General features: G+C 61.7%; 14 protein-coding genes. 7 read left to right on the plus strand and 7 right to left on the minus strand.

The window, feature by feature from the left end; translation table 11 throughout:
* Positions 1-92: 92 nt before the first annotated feature.
* From P2T68_RS03050 to P2T68_RS03060, 3 genes are read right to left on the minus strand one after another with little or no spacing between them, the layout of a single operon-like run.
* The gene (locus P2T68_RS03050; protein ID WP_024072880.1) at positions 93-365 is read right to left on the minus strand and encodes an oxidative damage protection protein; all 273 of its coding nucleotides are present in this window, start codon (positions 363-365) and stop codon (positions 93-95) included.
* Positions 362-1,429 carry an A/G-specific adenine glycosylase gene (gene mutY, locus P2T68_RS03055; protein WP_102625375.1) on the minus strand — a complete coding sequence of 356 codons (1,068 nt, stop codon included), beginning with the start codon at positions 1,427-1,429 and terminating at the stop codon, positions 362-364. Before mutY ends, P2T68_RS03050 begins: the two co-directional genes overlap by 4 nt.
* On the minus strand, positions 1,426-3,636 hold the full coding sequence (locus tag P2T68_RS03060) for an AsmA family protein (protein ID WP_277379050.1): 2,211 nt from the start codon (positions 3,634-3,636) through the stop codon (positions 1,426-1,428). The genes mutY and P2T68_RS03060 overlap by 4 nt, the downstream gene beginning before the upstream one ends.
* Before the next feature lie 324 nt (positions 3,637-3,960).
* On the opposite strand from P2T68_RS03060, the gene P2T68_RS03065 reads away from it, so the two are divergent.
* From P2T68_RS03065 to P2T68_RS03095, 7 genes are all read left to right on the plus strand, one after another.
* Entirely contained in the window at positions 3,961-5,622 is a 1,662-nt protein-coding gene (locus P2T68_RS03065) for an OFA family MFS transporter (protein WP_277379051.1), read from the plus strand.
* Positions 5,623-5,981: 359 nt separating this feature from the next.
* Positions 5,982-6,575, plus strand: coding sequence for an imidazoleglycerol-phosphate dehydratase HisB (hisB, locus tag P2T68_RS03070; protein ID WP_017849940.1), 594 nt, complete (start codon positions 5,982-5,984; stop codon positions 6,573-6,575).
* The gene (gene hisH / locus P2T68_RS03075) at positions 6,575-7,213 is read left to right on the plus strand and encodes an imidazole glycerol phosphate synthase subunit HisH (protein WP_024072884.1); all 639 of its coding nucleotides are present in this window, start codon (positions 6,575-6,577) and stop codon (positions 7,211-7,213) included. The genes hisB and hisH overlap by 1 nt, the downstream gene beginning before the upstream one ends.
* A complete protein-coding gene (locus tag P2T68_RS03080) occupies positions 7,214-7,471 on the plus strand; it encodes a DUF2164 domain-containing protein (protein ID WP_024072885.1) in 258 nt (85 codons plus the stop codon).
* 39 nt (positions 7,472-7,510) lie between these two features.
* Positions 7,511-8,248: a 1-(5-phosphoribosyl)-5-[(5-phosphoribosylamino)methylideneamino]imidazole-4-carboxamide isomerase gene (hisA, locus tag P2T68_RS03085; protein ID WP_016972250.1), complete on the plus strand. Its 738-nt coding sequence runs from the start codon at positions 7,511-7,513 to the stop codon at positions 8,246-8,248.
* Positions 8,249-8,257: 9 nt separating this feature from the next.
* Complete coding sequence (hisF, locus tag P2T68_RS03090) at positions 8,258-9,028, plus strand: imidazole glycerol phosphate synthase subunit HisF (protein WP_277379052.1); 771 nt, start codon at positions 8,258-8,260, stop codon at positions 9,026-9,028.
* Positions 9,029-9,094: 66 nt separating this feature from the next.
* The gene (locus P2T68_RS03095; RefSeq protein ID WP_069075090.1) at positions 9,095-9,850 is read left to right on the plus strand and encodes an ABC transporter substrate-binding protein; all 756 of its coding nucleotides are present in this window, start codon (positions 9,095-9,097) and stop codon (positions 9,848-9,850) included.
* 217 nt (positions 9,851-10,067) lie between these two features.
* On the opposite strand, the gene P2T68_RS03100 is transcribed toward P2T68_RS03095, so the two are convergent.
* The 4 genes from P2T68_RS03100 to gpmI form a co-directional block, all read right to left on the minus strand.
* Complete coding sequence (locus P2T68_RS03100) at positions 10,068-10,841, minus strand: divergent polysaccharide deacetylase family protein (protein ID WP_277379053.1); 774 nt, start codon at positions 10,839-10,841, stop codon at positions 10,068-10,070.
* Between the two features lies 1 nt (position 10,842).
* Positions 10,843-12,159, minus strand: a complete 1,317-nt coding sequence (locus tag P2T68_RS03105; RefSeq protein ID WP_024072888.1) for a S41 family peptidase — start codon at positions 12,157-12,159, stop codon at positions 10,843-10,845.
* 30 nt (positions 12,160-12,189) lie between these two features.
* Positions 12,190-13,485 (minus strand): murein hydrolase activator EnvC, encoded by a 1,296-nt coding sequence (locus P2T68_RS03110; RefSeq protein ID WP_024072889.1) that lies wholly within the window; start codon positions 13,483-13,485, stop codon positions 12,190-12,192.
* Between the two features lie 258 nt (positions 13,486-13,743).
* Positions 13,744-15,270, minus strand: a complete 1,527-nt coding sequence (gene gpmI / locus P2T68_RS03115) for a 2,3-bisphosphoglycerate-independent phosphoglycerate mutase (RefSeq protein WP_069075088.1) — start codon at positions 15,268-15,270, stop codon at positions 13,744-13,746.
* Between the last annotated feature and the right edge of the window lie 105 nt (positions 15,271-15,375).

The following is a 15,375-nucleotide window of genomic DNA, read 5'->3' on the forward strand; positions in this document are numbered from 1 at the left end:
TTAAACGGGTTTTTCAGGGGGTCGTCAAGCAAGTTTTCAAAAAATATTTAATTATTACCGTCGCTTACGTGCCGACCCCGGTTTTTGATCAATTATTGAGCAGGCGGCACGTAGCCGTCGGCCTTGGCGTAATCCTCGCCGGAAAAATACTTGTCCATCTCACCTTGCAGGTATTTGCGGTCTTCGGCGTTCATCATGTTCAGGCGTTTTTCGTTGATCAGCAGGGTCTGGTGTTTTTGCCAGTCGGCCCAGGCTTTGGCGGAAACATGATCGAACACGTCCTGGCCTTTGGCGCCTGGGTATGGAGGGCGTTCCAGGCCGGGCAGTTCTTCTTTGTACTTGCGGCACATTACGGTGCGGGTCATGACGACTCTCCTGCGTTCAATACTTCAGCCGCGCGCTTCAGCAGTTTTTTCACCGGGGCGGCAAGGCCCAGGCGCGGCGGGGTGGCGAGGTTATACCAGAGCCAGTCGGCCTCGGCCACGTGATGGGCGGATTCCTCGACCTGGACCAGCCAGGGTTCGATGGCCAGCTGGAAGTGGCTGAAGGTGTGGATCAGCCCCGGCAGTGCCTGTTGCGTGCCCAAGGCCAGTGCATGCTGGTGGGCAAGGTGTTCGAGGTCGTCGAGGTCGTCCAGCTCCGGCAAGCTCCACAAACCGCCCCACAGGCCCGTGGAAGGGCGACGGTAAAGCAGGATAGCGCCCTCGGCGTTGGCCAGCATTGGCATCAGCGTGCGCTTCTGGGGGATGGCCTTGCGTGGCTTGGGGATCGGGTAGCGTGTCTCCAGGCCGAGCATATGGGCTTCGCAGCCTTTTTCCAGCGGGCATAACAGGCAACTGGGCTTGCTGCGGGTGCAGAGGGTTGCGCCCATGTCCATCATCGCCTGGGTGTAGGCGTTGACGCGGGTCTGCGGGGTGAAGCGCTCGGCGGTGGCCCAGAGTTGCTTGGCGACCTTCGGGTCGCCGGGGTAGCCCTCCTGAGCGGTATAGCGCGCCAGGACGCGCTTGACGTTGCCGTCGAGGATCGGTGCGCGCAGGCCCATGCTCAGGCTGGCAATTGCACCGGCCGTGGACAGGCCGATACCGGGCAGCCCGGTGAGTTTTTCGACATCGCGGGGAAACTCGCCGCCGTACTCGGCCACGACGATCTTCGCGGTCTTTTGCAGGTTGCGTGCCCGGGTGTAGTAGCCCAGGCCGGTCCACAGGTGCAGCACTTCATCTTCCGGGGCGGCGGCCAGGGCTTCGACGGTTGGCAGCGAAGCCATGAAACGGTCGAAGTAGTTGAGCACGGTGCTGACCTGGGTCTGTTGCAACATGATCTCCGAGACCCACACCCGGTAAGGGGTGATGCCCTGTTGCCAGGGCAGGTCATGGCGACCGTGGCGGTCGTACCAATTCAGCACCGCCTGCGAAAACTGCTCGTTTCTCATCGTTTGAACAGGCCTTTCAACGCATCTTTGAGTTGCGGGTTAACCTTGTCGAGCTTCTCTTCCAGCTTCTCGTTGAGGCGGTTGCCGGCAGCCTTGATAGCGACCTGGCCCAGGCCATCCTTGTCCAGGCGGCATGCCTTGGCGCCCAGTTCCAGCGGGCCACGGCAACGTAACGGAACTTCGATGCCCTGGAAGTTGGCGCCTACTTCACACGCCGGGTCCGGTACTTCGCGTTGGTCGCCTTCGACGATGATGCCCACCCGATAATCCATGCCGAGCACACGCAGGTCGATGTCACCGTTGCCGTTCACCGTGAGGCCTGGGATACGCACTTTCAGGTCAGGGTTATTGGCTACGCCATTGCGGAAGCTCAGGTTGCCCTTCAGTTCCTCGAACGGTGTGTCCTTGCCACGTGGCTCGCTGTTCAAGGTCTTGCGGTTGAGCAGGGCAATACCGGTGCACAACTGCTGTTCAAGGTTGGCGTTGAGCAACACGCCATTGTTGATCACGAAGCTGGCGGTGCCGTTGAGGCTGTCGATCAGGGCCTTTTGGCTGTTGCCGCGGCCGCTGAGGTTGCTGTCGAGGGTGACCAGGCCTTTCACCGGCGGATTTTGCCCTTGGGCTTGCAGGATGCGTTCGACCGGCACCTGCTTGATGCGGCTCTGCAGCGCCAGTACCGGAATATCCTGGCGCACATCGAGGGTGCCGTTGGCCTGGAAGGTGCCGTTGTAGAGGCCGCCGCTCAGGGTGTCGAGCTTGAGCTGGCCGTCGAGGCCGGTGGCCTTCAGTGCCGCGTTCTGGATTGGCAGCTTGCTCAGGGTCAGTTGCCCAAAGGTGAGGTCGGCATTCACATCCAGGGTGCGCAGGCGGGTCAGTGGCAGCAGCTTGTCGGTGCTCCAGGCGCCCTTGGTCGGGGCGTCCGGCAGCGGTGTGGTGCCACCGGCGGCCATCGCGCCGGCTTCGCTGTTCTGGACTTCGGCCTGGCGTGCAGCGGCGGCGCCTTTGGCGGCGTCGGACTTGGCCGGCAGGTAGTTGTCGGCGTTGAACGTGTCGCCCTTCAGTTGCACGCGCAGTGACTGCTTGGCGAAATCGTCCACCGCGATGCGACCGGTAAAGGTGCTGCCGTCGAGTTTCAGGTTCAGGTCTTCCAGCGCCATGCTGGTCGGCGTGCCCTTGAGGCGGCTGACCAGTTCGACCTTGCTCAGGCTGCCCTCGGCCATGTGCGGCAGCGGGCTGCCGATGCTGTCGAGGAACGTGGCCAGGTCAAACTGGGCGATGGACAGTGCGCCACTGATCTGCGGTGTCTTGTCGAGGTCGTTGACCTTCAGCTCGCCGAGTGCGCGCAGCTGGTTGGCCGAGAGTTTCAGGTTGGTCCACTCGGCAATGTTGGCCGCCAGGTCCACCAGCAGTTGACCCTGGGTGGAGAAGGTCACGGTCTTGCCTTGCAGCGGTTCACCGGTGGCTTCGCCGCTGAGTTTCATGTCTTCGAACTGGTAGCGCTTGAGGGCGCGTTGAATGCGCAGGTTGCCGTTGAGCTCGGTCTTGACGCGCATCACCGGCTGGTTACTGCCGAAAAAGGCCGTGAGTTTCAGCGGAATGCTTGCCCCTTCGTGCACGGCACCGGCGCTCAGCTGGATGCTTTCGGCGCTGAACTGCTTGCCGGTCTGCTCATCGTTGTATTCGATGCGGGCGTTGTTGATCGTCAGGCTGTCGATATCGAGACGGATCGGTTTTGGCGGTTTTTCCGGTTCGTGCTCGGCAGACTGCTCCACTGGGGCAGGGGTGGCGGTACCTGCCTCCGGCGCGGTCTTACCGATGTCTTCCCAGTTGCCATGGCCCTGCTTGTCACGGTTCAGGCGCAGATTGAGGCCCTCGACACGCACATCGCTCATCTGCACCTCGCGGCGCAGCAACGGCAGCACGCGTACCGACAGGCCGAGCATCTGCAGGTCAGCGAACGGTTGGGTCGGGTTGGTTAGGGTCGCGACGCTGGCTTCGTGCAACTCCAGGCCCAGCCACGGGAACAGGCTCCAACCGATATCGCCATTGAGCGTCAGCTCGATGTGGGCCTTGTCGCGGGCAATCTGGCGAATCTCGTCTTTATAGTCGTTGGGATCGAAGAGATGGGTCAGGGCAAAGCCGAGAGCCACAATGATCAGCAACAACCCGAGAAGTACCAGACCCAGGATTTTGCCGAACGCTTTCATGGGCGAGTCCTTGTATGTCGATTTCAAAATGTAGCCGCAGAGTATAACGCCCGACGACCGGCGTCAGTTCACAGATCGTTACATTGTATCTAGGGCCAGGAAAACGGAATTTTGACGTCAAAAAGTGCAAAAAATCCGAAAAACGTAGTGGCACTTTGGTTTTTATGGCGTCCACTGATGCTAATCTCTGCACGTTCGTTCGCCTTCTGCGACTTAAGGTCGCGCCTAAATGGAGCTCTACTCAACAAAACGGCCACGCTTTGCGTGCAAGGCCGAGGGAGAGAGCGCCTGACGAACACATACTAACAACTGGGGGAAACACCAATGAGTACTAGCATGGCGGCGAGTATTACTGCCGCACAGCCTGCGTTCCTGTCCAAGGAACGCATCATCGCCAAGCCCGGTTTCAACCGCTGGCTGGTTCCACCGGCCGCCCTGGCCATTCACTTGTGCATCGGCATGGCCTACGGCTTCTCGGTGTTCTGGCTGCCACTCTCCAAGGCGCTGGGTATTACCGCACCTGTTGCCTGTGCGCCGGACATGAGCTTTATCGCCCAAGTCTTCTCGTCCCAATGCGATTGGCCCATCTCTATGCTGGGCTGGATCTACACCCTGTTCTTCATCTTCCTGGGCTGCTCGGCAGCGATCTGGGGCGGCTGGCTGGAACATGCCGGGCCACGCAAGGCGGGTGTTGTATCGGCGCTGTGCTGGTGCGGCGGCCTATTGATCTCGGCGCTGGGGATCTACACCCACCAGATCTGGCTGATGTGGATCGGTTCCGGGGTTATTGGCGGTATCGGCCTGGGCCTGGGCTATATCTCGCCCGTGTCCACCCTGATCAAGTGGTTCCCGGACAAGCGCGGCATGGCGACCGGCATGGCGATCATGGGCTTCGGCGGTGGCGCCATGGTTGGCGCGCCGCTGGCCGCTGCGTTGATGGGGCACTTTGCTTCGCCGACCAGCGTGGGCGTGTGGCAAAGCTTCCTGGTGATGGCGGCGATCTACTTCGTATTCATGATCGGTGGCGCACTGTCGTACCGTGTTCCGCCGACCGGCTGGAAGCCTGAGGGCTGGACCGCACCGGCGAAAAAAGCCAGCAACTCGATGATCACCCACCGTCACGTGCATGTGAACGTGGCCTGGAAAACCCCGCAATTCCGCCTGGTATGGCTGGTGCTGTGCCTGAACGTCTCCGCCGGTATCGGCATCCTGGGCATGGCTTCGCCGCTGCTGCAGGAAGTGTTTGGCGGCAAGCTGCTGGGTGTGGATGTACCGTTTGGCCAGCTGGATGCGGGGCAACTGGCGTCGATCGCGGCCATTGCTGCGGGCTTCACTGGGCTGTTGAGCCTGTTCAACATTGGTGGCCGGTTCTTCTGGGCGTCGTTCTCCGACTACCTGGGCCGTAAAAACACCTACTTCGTGTTCTTCGCCCTGGGCTTTGCCCTGTACGCGCTGATCCCGAACCTGGGGCACCTGGGTAACGTGGCGCTGTTCGTGGCGGCGTTCTGCATCATCCTGTCGATGTACGGCGGTGGTTTTGCGACGGTTCCGGCGTACCTGGCCGACCTGTTCGGTACCCAGATGGTCGGCGCGATCCACGGTCGCCTGCTGACTGCCTGGGCGGCGGCGGGCGTGTTGGGCCCGGTGTTGGTCAACTACCTGCGTGAATACCAGTTGAGCATCGGCGTTGAACGCGCAGCGGCCTACGACATCACCTTGTACATCCTGGCGGGCCTGCTGGTGCTGGGGTTCATCTGCAACATGCTGGTGCGTCCGGTGACCGACAAGTACTTCATGACCGATGCCGAGCTGGCTGCCGAACAGGCGCTGGGTCATGACAAAGGTGCTGATGCCACGACCGTGCTGGAGTGGAAAGCCTCCGCCGGCAGCAAGCCGCTGGCTGTTGCGGCCTGGTTGGTGGTGGGTATTCCGTTGGCATGGGGTGTGTGGGTGACCCTGCAGAAGACGGCGGTGCTGTTCCACTGACACCGCGCATGCCTTGTGGTCCCAGGCGTGTTGGGACCACAGGCGTGTTGGGGGTTGTGGCGAGCGGGCTTGCCCCGCGTTGGGCTGCGCAGCAGCCCCAATAAAACCAACGCGTTCTTCCCGTCAGAACGCGTTGGTACATTTTGGGGCTGCTGCGCAGCCCAACGCGGGGCAAGCCCGCTCGCCACGACAAGCCCGCTTAGACACTAAGCCCGCTCCGACACATAAGCCCGCTCTTGCTTGTATGCACATGTCTATCCCCGACACTCCATCAGTCTTATCCCCTTCGATGTTTCTGTTTAGCGCCCGCGCCCCTATAATGGCTGCCTTTTTCGCCCAATGATTTTGCGGAGCTGGTGATGGCCGAACGTAAGGCGTCCGTCGAGCGCGACACTCTGGAAACCCAGATCAAAGCCTCGATCAACCTGGATGGCACCGGAAAGGCCCGATTTGATATCGGTGTACCTTTTCTTGAGCACATGCTGGACCAGATCGCCCGTCACGGGCTGATCGACCTGGATATCGTCAGCAAGGGCGACCTGCATATCGACGACCACCACACGGTGGAAGACGTAGGCATCACCCTCGGCCAGGCGTTTGCCAAGGCCATTGGCGACAAAAAAGGCATCCGTCGCTACGGCCACGCCTATGTCCCGCTGGACGAAGCGCTGTCGCGCGTGGTCATCGACTTCTCCGGCCGCCCAGGCCTGCAGATGCACGTGCCCTACACCCGCGCCACCGTGGGCGGCTTCGACGTCGACCTGTTCCAGGAATTCTTCCAGGGCTTCGTCAACCATGCGCTCGTGAGCCTGCACATCGACAACCTGCGCGGCACCAACACCCACCACCAGATCGAAACCGTGTTCAAGGCTTTCGGCCGCGCGCTGCGCATGGCGGTGGAGCTGGATGAGCGTATGGCCGGGCAAATGCCCTCGACCAAGGGCGTCCTGTAATGCAGACGGTCGCGGTTATCGATTACGGCATGGGTAACCTGCACTCGGTGGCCAAGGCCCTCGAGCACGTCGGGGCCGGCAAGGTGCTGATCACCAGCGACGCCAATGTGATTCGCGAAGCCGACCGCGTGGTATTCCCGGGCGTTGGCGCGATTCGCGATTGCATGGCTGAAATTCGCCGCCTGGGCTTTGACAGCCTGGTACGCGAAGTCAGTCAGGATCGCCCGTTCCTCGGCATCTGCGTGGGCATGCAAGCCTTGCTCGACAGCAGTGAAGAGAACGACGGCGTCGACTGCATCGGCCTGTTTCCCGGCCAGGTGAAGTTCTTCGGCAAGGACCTGCACGAAGACGGCGCCCACCTGAAAGTCCCACACATGGGTTGGAACGAAGTCAGCCAGGCGGTGCATCACCCGCTGTGGCACGACATTCCGGACATGGCGCGTTTCTACTTCGTGCACAGCTACTACATCGCCGCCGGTAACCCGCGCCAGGTGGTGGGGGGTGGGCACTACGGCGTCGACTTCGCCGCTGCGTTGGCCGAAGGTTCGCGTTTTGCCGTGCAGTTCCACCCGGAGAAGAGCCATACCCATGGCCTGCAATTGCTGCAGAACTTCGCCGCCTGGGATGGGCGCTGGTAAATGGCCAGGAAACCGAAGCAGCCGATCTTGAACCTCACGCCTGAACAGGAGCGTGAGGCCACCGACAAGATCAAGCGCTTCATGGAGGATCGCTTCGAGCTCAAGCTGGGCTCGTTCGAGGTCGCCGAGATTCTTGAGTTGTTCACCACCGAAGTGGCTCCGCATTATTACAACAGGGCGATTTTCGATACGCAGACGCTCCTTAAAGAAAGGTTCGAAAGCATCGAAAGCGACCTGTGGTCGCTTGAGAAACCCTGATTTCCCAAGCATTGCTGAATATCGAATAAGGTTTGCCAGATGCTGATTATCCCCGCTATCGATCTCAAGGACGGCGCCTGCGTACGTCTGCGCCAAGGCCGTATGGAAGACTCCACCGTGTTCTCCGATGACCCGGTGAGCATGGCTGCCAAATGGGTGGAAGGGGGCTGCCGTCGTCTGCATCTGGTGGACTTGAACGGCGCCTTCGAAGGCCAGCCGGTCAATGGCGAGGTGGTCACCGCGATCGCCAAGCGCTACCCGAACCTGCCGATCCAGATCGGCGGCGGTATCCGCTCCCTGGAAACCATCGAGCACTACGTGAAAGCGGGCGTGAGCTACGTGATCATCGGCACCAAGGCGGTGAAAGACCCGGCGTTCGTCGCCGAAGCCTGCCGCGCATTCCCTGGCAAGGTGATCGTCGGCCTGGACGCCAAGGACGGTTTCGTCGCCACCGACGGCTGGGCTGAAATCAGCACCGTGCAAGTCATCGACCTGGCCAGGCAGTTCGAGGCCGACGGTGTGTCCGCCATCGTTTATACCGACATCGCCAAAGACGGCATGATGCAGGGCTGTAACGTACCGTTCACTGCGGCACTGGCGGCGGCGACGAAGATTCCGGTGATTGCTTCCGGCGGTATTCACAACCTGGGCGACATCAAGTCGCTGCTGGACGCCAAGGCTCCTGGGATCATCGGCGCCATTACCGGCCGCGCGATCTACGAGGGCACCCTGGACGTCGCCGAAGCCCAGGCTTACTGCGATGCCTACAACGGCTGAGGACTGACCATGGCGCTGGCCAAACGCATCATCCCTTGCCTGGACGTCGACAACGGTCGCGTGGTCAAGGGCGTCAAGTTCGAGAACATTCGTGACGCCGGCGATCCGGTGGAAATCGCTCGCCGCTACGATGAGCAAGGTGCCGACGAGATTACCTTTCTCGACATCACCGCCAGCGTCGACGGCCGCGATACCACGTTGCACACCGTCGAACGCATGGCCAGCCAGGTGTTTATCCCGCTGACCGTGGGCGGTGGCGTGCGCACCGTGCAAGACATCCGCAACCTGCTCAATGCCGGCGCGGACAAGGTCTCGATCAACACCGCGGCCGTGTTCAACCCGGAGTTCGTCGGCGAAGCCGCGCAGCACTTTGGCTCGCAATGCATCGTGGTGGCCATCGACGCCAAGAAAGTCTCCGGCCCCGGCGAAACCCCGCGCTGGGAGATCTTCACCCACGGCGGGCGCAAGCCAACCGGGCTGGACGTAGTGGAGTGGGCGATGAAGATGGAAGGCCTGGGCGCCGGTGAAATCCTGCTGACCAGCATGGACCAGGACGGCATGAAAAACGGCTTCGACCTGGGCGTGACCCGCGCGATCAGTGATGCGCTGGGTATCCCGGTGATCGCCTCCGGCGGCGTCGGTAACCTGCAACACCTGGCCGATGGCGTGATCGAAGGCCACGCCAGCGCGGTGCTGGCGGCGAGTATTTTCCACTTTGGCGAATACACCGTCCCCGAGGCCAAGGCCTACATGGCGGCGCGCGGTATCGTCGTTCGCTAAACGCTGCTGGACACCATGGCGGGCGCGCGGCACTCTCTGCGCTTGCCATGGATTCCGGTAGCCTTCATGTTCAAGACCCTGCTGCTTGCCCTCGCCAGCACCTCCATTTTTATGGTGAGTGCAGCTCACGCCGAAGAACCGTCTGATACCTCCCTGGTGCTGCTGACGGAAAATTTCCCGCCCTACAACATGGCGAAAAACGGCAAGAACTTCGCCAAGGAAGAGAACATCGAAGGCATCGCCGTGGACATCGTGCGAGAAACCTTCAAGCGTGCCGGCATTTCCTACAACCTCACCCTGCGTTTCCCGTGGGAGCGAATCTACAAGCTCGCCTTGGAGAAACCCGGCTACGGCGTATTTGTCATGGCGCGCCTGCCGGATCGCGAAGCGCTGTTCAAATGGGTCGGCCCCATTGGCCCGGACGACTGGGTGCTGCTGGCCAAGGCCGACAGTAAGATCCAGCTTGCCGACCTTGAGCAGGCGCGCCGCTACAAGATCGGCGCCTATAAAGGTGATGCGATTGCCCAGACGCTGGAGAAGCAGGGCTTGACCCCGCTGGTGGTGCTGCGCGACCAGGACAATGCGCAAAAGCTCATGGACGGCCAGATCGACCTTTGGGCGACTGGCGATCCCGCCGGGCGTTACCTGGCACGCCAGGTGGGTGTGACCGGGCTCAAGACGGTGCTGCGCTTCAACAGCGCCCAACTCTATCTCGCGCTGAACAAGGATGTGCCGGATGAGACCGTGGCGAAGCTGCAGGCGGCGTTGGACCAACTGCGCAAGGAGGGTGTGGTCGACCAGATCATGGCGAAGTACCTCTAGCCTTCCGTCGACTCTTTTTTGTAGCAAGCCCTAATGCCGTTCAATTAAGGCTTTTTTTGTAGGAGCGAGCTTGCTCGCGAAAAACTCACAGGCGCCGCGTTCATTCAGGGAGCCCACGTTATCGTTGACGTTTTTCGCGAGCAAGAACTAGGCGTCCCCCTCGCTCCTACAGAAGGCGATGTACGCTTTTTCGAATCGCCACAGAGGTATCAGATCCTTAGCGATAGATGCCGTTCTTACCGTGACCACCCATGGCCTGGTTACTGCGCACACTGATCATCAACTTGATATCGATCCAGTCGACGCCCTGGGCCTTGAGCTTGGGCAGCTCGCGTTCCAGTACCGCCAGGGTCTGCGGGTACGGATGACCGATCATCACTGCCGAACCCTGTTTATGCGCCAGCTTGATCGCGGTTTGCAGTTGCGTGGTGATTGCGGCTTCGGTGCGCTCGTCGTCGAGGAAGACATCCCGCGAGACATGGGCCAGGCCAATTTTCTGTGCCTCGGCGGCGGCGACGGTCTGCGCGCTGGTGCGGCTGTCGACAAAGAACTTGTTGCGTCGTTGCAGGTCGGCCATCAACCAGGCCATCGCCGCGGGCTGTGCGGTCATTCGACTGCCCATGTGGTTGTTGATACCGGCGGTGTAGGGCACGGCCTGGAACGCGGCGTCCAGGCGCTTGCCGAGCTCTTCGATAGGCAGGTCGGGGTGCCAGGCGAACGGACCGGTGGCCGGGTCCATGGGCATGTGCAGGATCACGATCTTGCCGGCCTTGTGCGCTTCGCGGGCGAATTCGGCGGCGTGGGGCGTGTCGGGCATGATTGCGGTGGTCACCGGCCCAGGCAGGGCCAGCACGCGACGATCCCGGGCCAGGTTTTGCCCGAGGTCGTCGATGATGAGGGTCAGGTAGGCTTTGTGCGGCTCGCTGGCGGGAGTCGCGTGAGCGACCCCTGCCAGGCTGCATAGCACAGCGATGATCAGGGCAAAGCGCATATCAACGGCTGCGCGTAATGCTCAGGCCCTTGAGCAGGCTCAGCGCCTGGGCCAATTGGTAGTCATCGTCCTGCGGCATCGGCTTGGCTTTGGAGCCGCTGCCGGTTGGCTGGTCGGCGCCGCCGTTGCCATTGCCCAGGTGGCCTTGCAGGTCCGCTTCCTTGTAGTACTCGCTGTCGACCTCGTTGGTGATCTTGGCCTTGCGCACTTCGATGTCCGGCACGATGCCCTGGGCCTGGATCGAGCGACCGTTTGGCGTGTAGTACAGCGCCGTGGTGATCTTCAGCGCACGCTCGTTGTTCAGCGGCAGCACGGTTTGCACCGAGCCTTTGCCGAAGCTGGTCGTGCCCATCAGCACGCCGCGCTTCTGGTCCTGCAGGGCACCGGCAACGATTTCCGAGGCCGAGGCGCTGCCGCCGTTGATCAGCACGGCCAGCGGTACGTTTTCGCTGAGGTCGTTGCCGGTAGCCGAGAAGCGCAACTCGGAATTGGCGATGCGGCCCTTGGTGTAGACGATCAGGCCCTTGGTGATGAAGTGGTCGACCACTTCCACCGCCGCCTGCAGCACGCCGCCTGGGTTGTTGCGCAGGTCGAGCACGATGCCGTTGAGCTTCTTGCCGTTGTCCTTGCGCAGTTTGGCCAGGGCCTTGGCCACTTCGTCGCCGGTCTTGACCTGGAACTGGGTAATACGGATGTAGCCGTAGCCTGACTCCAGCAACTGGCTCTTCACGCTCTTGACCGTGATGGTCGCGCGGGCCAGGGTCACGTCGAACGGGGCACCGCCGTCGCGCACCAGGGTCAGGGTGATTTTCTGGCCGATTTTGCCGCGCATCTTGTCGACGGCTTCGGTCATGGTCTGGCCGCGGGTCGGCTGGCCGTTGATCTTGACGATCAAGTCGCCGGCCTGGATACCGGCCTTGGACGCTGGGGTGTCGTCAATCGGGGAGACGACCTTGATCTGGCCGTCCTCGGCGCCGACTTCGATGCCCAGGCCGCCGAATTCACCGCTGGTGCTTTCCTGCAGCTCGGCGAAATCTTCCGGGCCGAGGTAGGCGGAGTGTGGGTCGAGGTTGCTGAGCATGCCCTTGATGGCATTCTCCAGCAGGGTCTTGTCGTCTACGGGTTCGACATAGGCGGCCTTGATCCGGTCCATGACCTCGGCAAAGGTGCGCAGCTCGTCCAGCGGCAACGGCGCCTTGGTGGTCGCGGCCGTGGCGGCAGGTGCAGCCGGTGCGGCCTGGTCGGCAAAAGCCAGAGGCGCGCCGATCACCAGGGCGATCGTCAGGGCCAGCGAAGTGAGGCGGGACAAATGCAGCATGTCGAACGAACTCCTAGTGTAGATGCGCCCCTATCCTTGGGAGCGGCACCATTGTGCGGGATCGCTCGGGCGACCCTGCTGACGAATAGCGAAGTACAGCGCCGGGGTGTCCTGGCCGCCACTGTTACCGACAGTGGAGATGGATTCACCGGCTTTTACAACATCACCTGCCGACTTGAGTAAAGTCTGATTGTGGCCATAAAGGCTCAAATAGCCATTACCGTGGTCGAGAATCACCAACAAACCGGCGCCCCGCAGCCAATCGGCAAACACCACGCGGCCACCGTGTACGGCATGGACCTGGCTGCCAGCAGCGGCGCTGATCATCACCCCGTCCCACTTGGCGCGGGTGTCGTCGCCACGGGTTTCCCCAAAGCGTGCCAGTAGTCGACCATCAACCGGCCATGGAAGTTTGCCGCGCGCGGAAGCAAAAGGGCCGCCGAAGGATTCGCCGGCGCTGGAAACCAGCGGGCCAGGTGCTGCGTGCGCGGGCTTGCGGGGGGCCGGAGCGTCCGTCGTGGCTGCCAGTTCGGCCTCACGCTGGCGCTTTTTTTCGGCTTCCTGCTGGGCGATCAGCGCTTTCTGGCGCGCTTCCTCGGCCTCGCGTGCCTGGCGGGCCAGGGTTTCTTCGATGGTCTTGAGTACCTTGGCCAGGTCGGCCTGGTCCTGCTCGCGAGCTTGCAGCTTGGCGTCGCGGGCCTTTACGTCTTCGTTGAGCTTGGCCAGGGCCAGCTGGCGTTCCTTGCGGACCTTGTCCAACTGGTCGCGCTGGACGTCGAGGGCGCTTTTCTGGTCGAGCAACTGCGACTGCTGGTCGGCGATTTCCTGTTCGACATTGGCCAGTTGGCGCAGGGTCTCGTTGAAACCCTTCAATTGCGCCAGGCGTGCCTGGCTCACGTAGTCGTAGTAGGTGAGGGTGCGCGCGAACTTTTCCGGGTTCTGCTGGTTGAGCAGCAGCTTGAGGTACTCCTGGCGGCCGCTCTGGTAGGCGGCGCGGGCCTGGATCGCGATCAGGCGTTGCTGTTCAACGCGTGCGCTCTGGAGTTTTTTTTTCTCAGCGTCGAGTCGCTCCAGTTCCGACTCGCTCTTCTTTAATTCTTTTTGCAGCTCCTGGACCTGTTTCTCCAGCTTGCCCATCTCGGTTTCCGTGCCGCGCAGGTCTTTCTGCACCCCGGATTTTTCTTCCTGGAGCTTGCCGAGCAGTTTTTTCAGCTCGGTAATGTCCTGACGCGTAGCGTCCAACTGTTGTTGGGTTTGCGCGCGCTCATCGGCAAACGCCGGTTGGAGCAGGCAGACAAGAGCGAGGGTAATCAAGGCGCGAAGCATAGAGGCGGGCGACACCACGGAAAGGGACGGCCTAGTATGCCCGCCAAGCGCTGCAAAAAAAACGCCCAATTCAGGCTTCCGGGCAAGATAGGTGCCGAGTGGCGCTGGTATGGCAAAAAGACATCTACCAAACGCGGAAGATCCAATGTGGGAAGGGGCTTGCGCCCGATAGCGGTGTATCAGCCACATAGGTGTCAGCTGATCTACCGTAATCGGGGGCAAGCCCCCTCCCACACTATTTTTCGGTGATTCTGAGAATCAGACCAGAATCGAAGTGCCGGTCATCTCTTTCGGCTTCTCCAACCCCATCAGCATCAACATTGTCGGTGCCACATCCGCCAGCACGCCGCCATCACGCACTTTGAAGTCGCGCTTGCCGACGTAGATGAACGGCACCGGCTCGGTGGTATGGGCCGTGTGGGCCTGCCCGGTGGATTCGTCGGACATCTGCTCGCAGTTACCGTGGTCGGCGGTGATCAGCGCTTCGCCGCCGACCTTTTCCAGCGCATCGACGATGCGGCCGACGCACTGGTCCAGGCATTCCACGGCCTTGATCGCGGCTTCCAGGTTGCCGCTGTGGCCGACCATGTCACCGTTGGCGTAGTTGACCACGATCACGTCATACCGCTGGTGGTCGATGGCGTCGACGATCTTGTCGGTGACTTGCGGTGCGCTCATTTCCGGTTGCAGGTCGTAGGTGGCGACTTTAGGCGACGGGATCAGGATGCGCTCTTCGCCGGGGAACGGTTCTTCGCGACCGCCGGAGAAGAAGAAGGTCACGTGGGCATACTTCTCGGTTTCGGCGATGCGCAGCTGGGTCTTGCCGTTTTTCGCCAGGTAGTCGCCCAGCACGTTGTCCAGGCTGCCTGCGGCAAAGGCTGCGGGGGCGGGGATGCTGGCGGCGTATTGGGTCAGGCCGACATATTGGACTTTTGGCTGGCGCGCACGCTCGAACTCCTTGAAACCGTCTTCGACAAACACACGGCTCAGCTCGCGGGCGCGGTCGGCGCGGAAGTTCATGAAGACCACGGCGTCGCCGTCTTCGACTTTCACCGGCTCGCCGATGGTGGTGGCTTTGACGAACTCATCGCTCTCGCCACGGGCGTAGGCGGCTTCAAGGCCCTCCTGGGCGGTGGCGGCGTTGAATTCGGCCTGGCCGTCGACGATCAGGTTGTAGGCCTGGGCCACGCGGTCCCAACGGTTGTCGCGGTCCATGGCGAAGTAGCGGCCGACCAGGCTGGCGATGCGGCCTTTGCCCAGGGCGGCGAAGGTGGCGTCCAGCAGCTCAATGGACGACTGCGCGCTCTTCGGCGGGGTGTCGCGGCCGTCGAGGAAGGCGTGCAGGTAGATCTTGTCGGCGCCCCGCTTGAAGGCCAGTTCGGCCATGGCCACCAGGTGGTCCTGATGGCTATGTACGCCACCGTCGGACAGCAGGCCCATGAAGTGCACCGCTTTGCCGGCGGCGACGGCTTTATCCACTGCCGCGCAGATAGTCGGGTTCTCGAAGAACTCGCCATCGCGGATCGCTTTGGTCACGCGCGTGAAGTCCTGATAGACCACTCGTCCGGCGCCCAGGTTCATGTGGCCGACTTCCGAGTTGCCCATTTGGCCGTCCGGCAGGCCCACGTCCATGCCGGAACCGGAGATCAGGCCGTTGGGGACGGTGGCGGTCAGGCGGTCCAGGACCGGCTTGCGCGCCGAGTACACGGCGTTGTCGTGGTGGCTTTCACTGTGTCCGAAGCCATCGAGAATTATCAGGACCAAAGGTTTAGGCGTAGTAGTCATAGATCCTCTCGCGGCGGTAATTAGTGAAGGGGATTGAAAAGGGAGTGGCAGTTTAAAGCGAAGTTCCGACCACGTCACCGCTTTACGGGGGTTGGCCCCCCCTGG

Source organism: Pseudomonas sp. G11 (assembly GCF_029457515.1).
GTDB lineage: Bacteria > Pseudomonadota > Gammaproteobacteria > Pseudomonadales > Pseudomonadaceae > Aquipseudomonas > Aquipseudomonas gorinensis.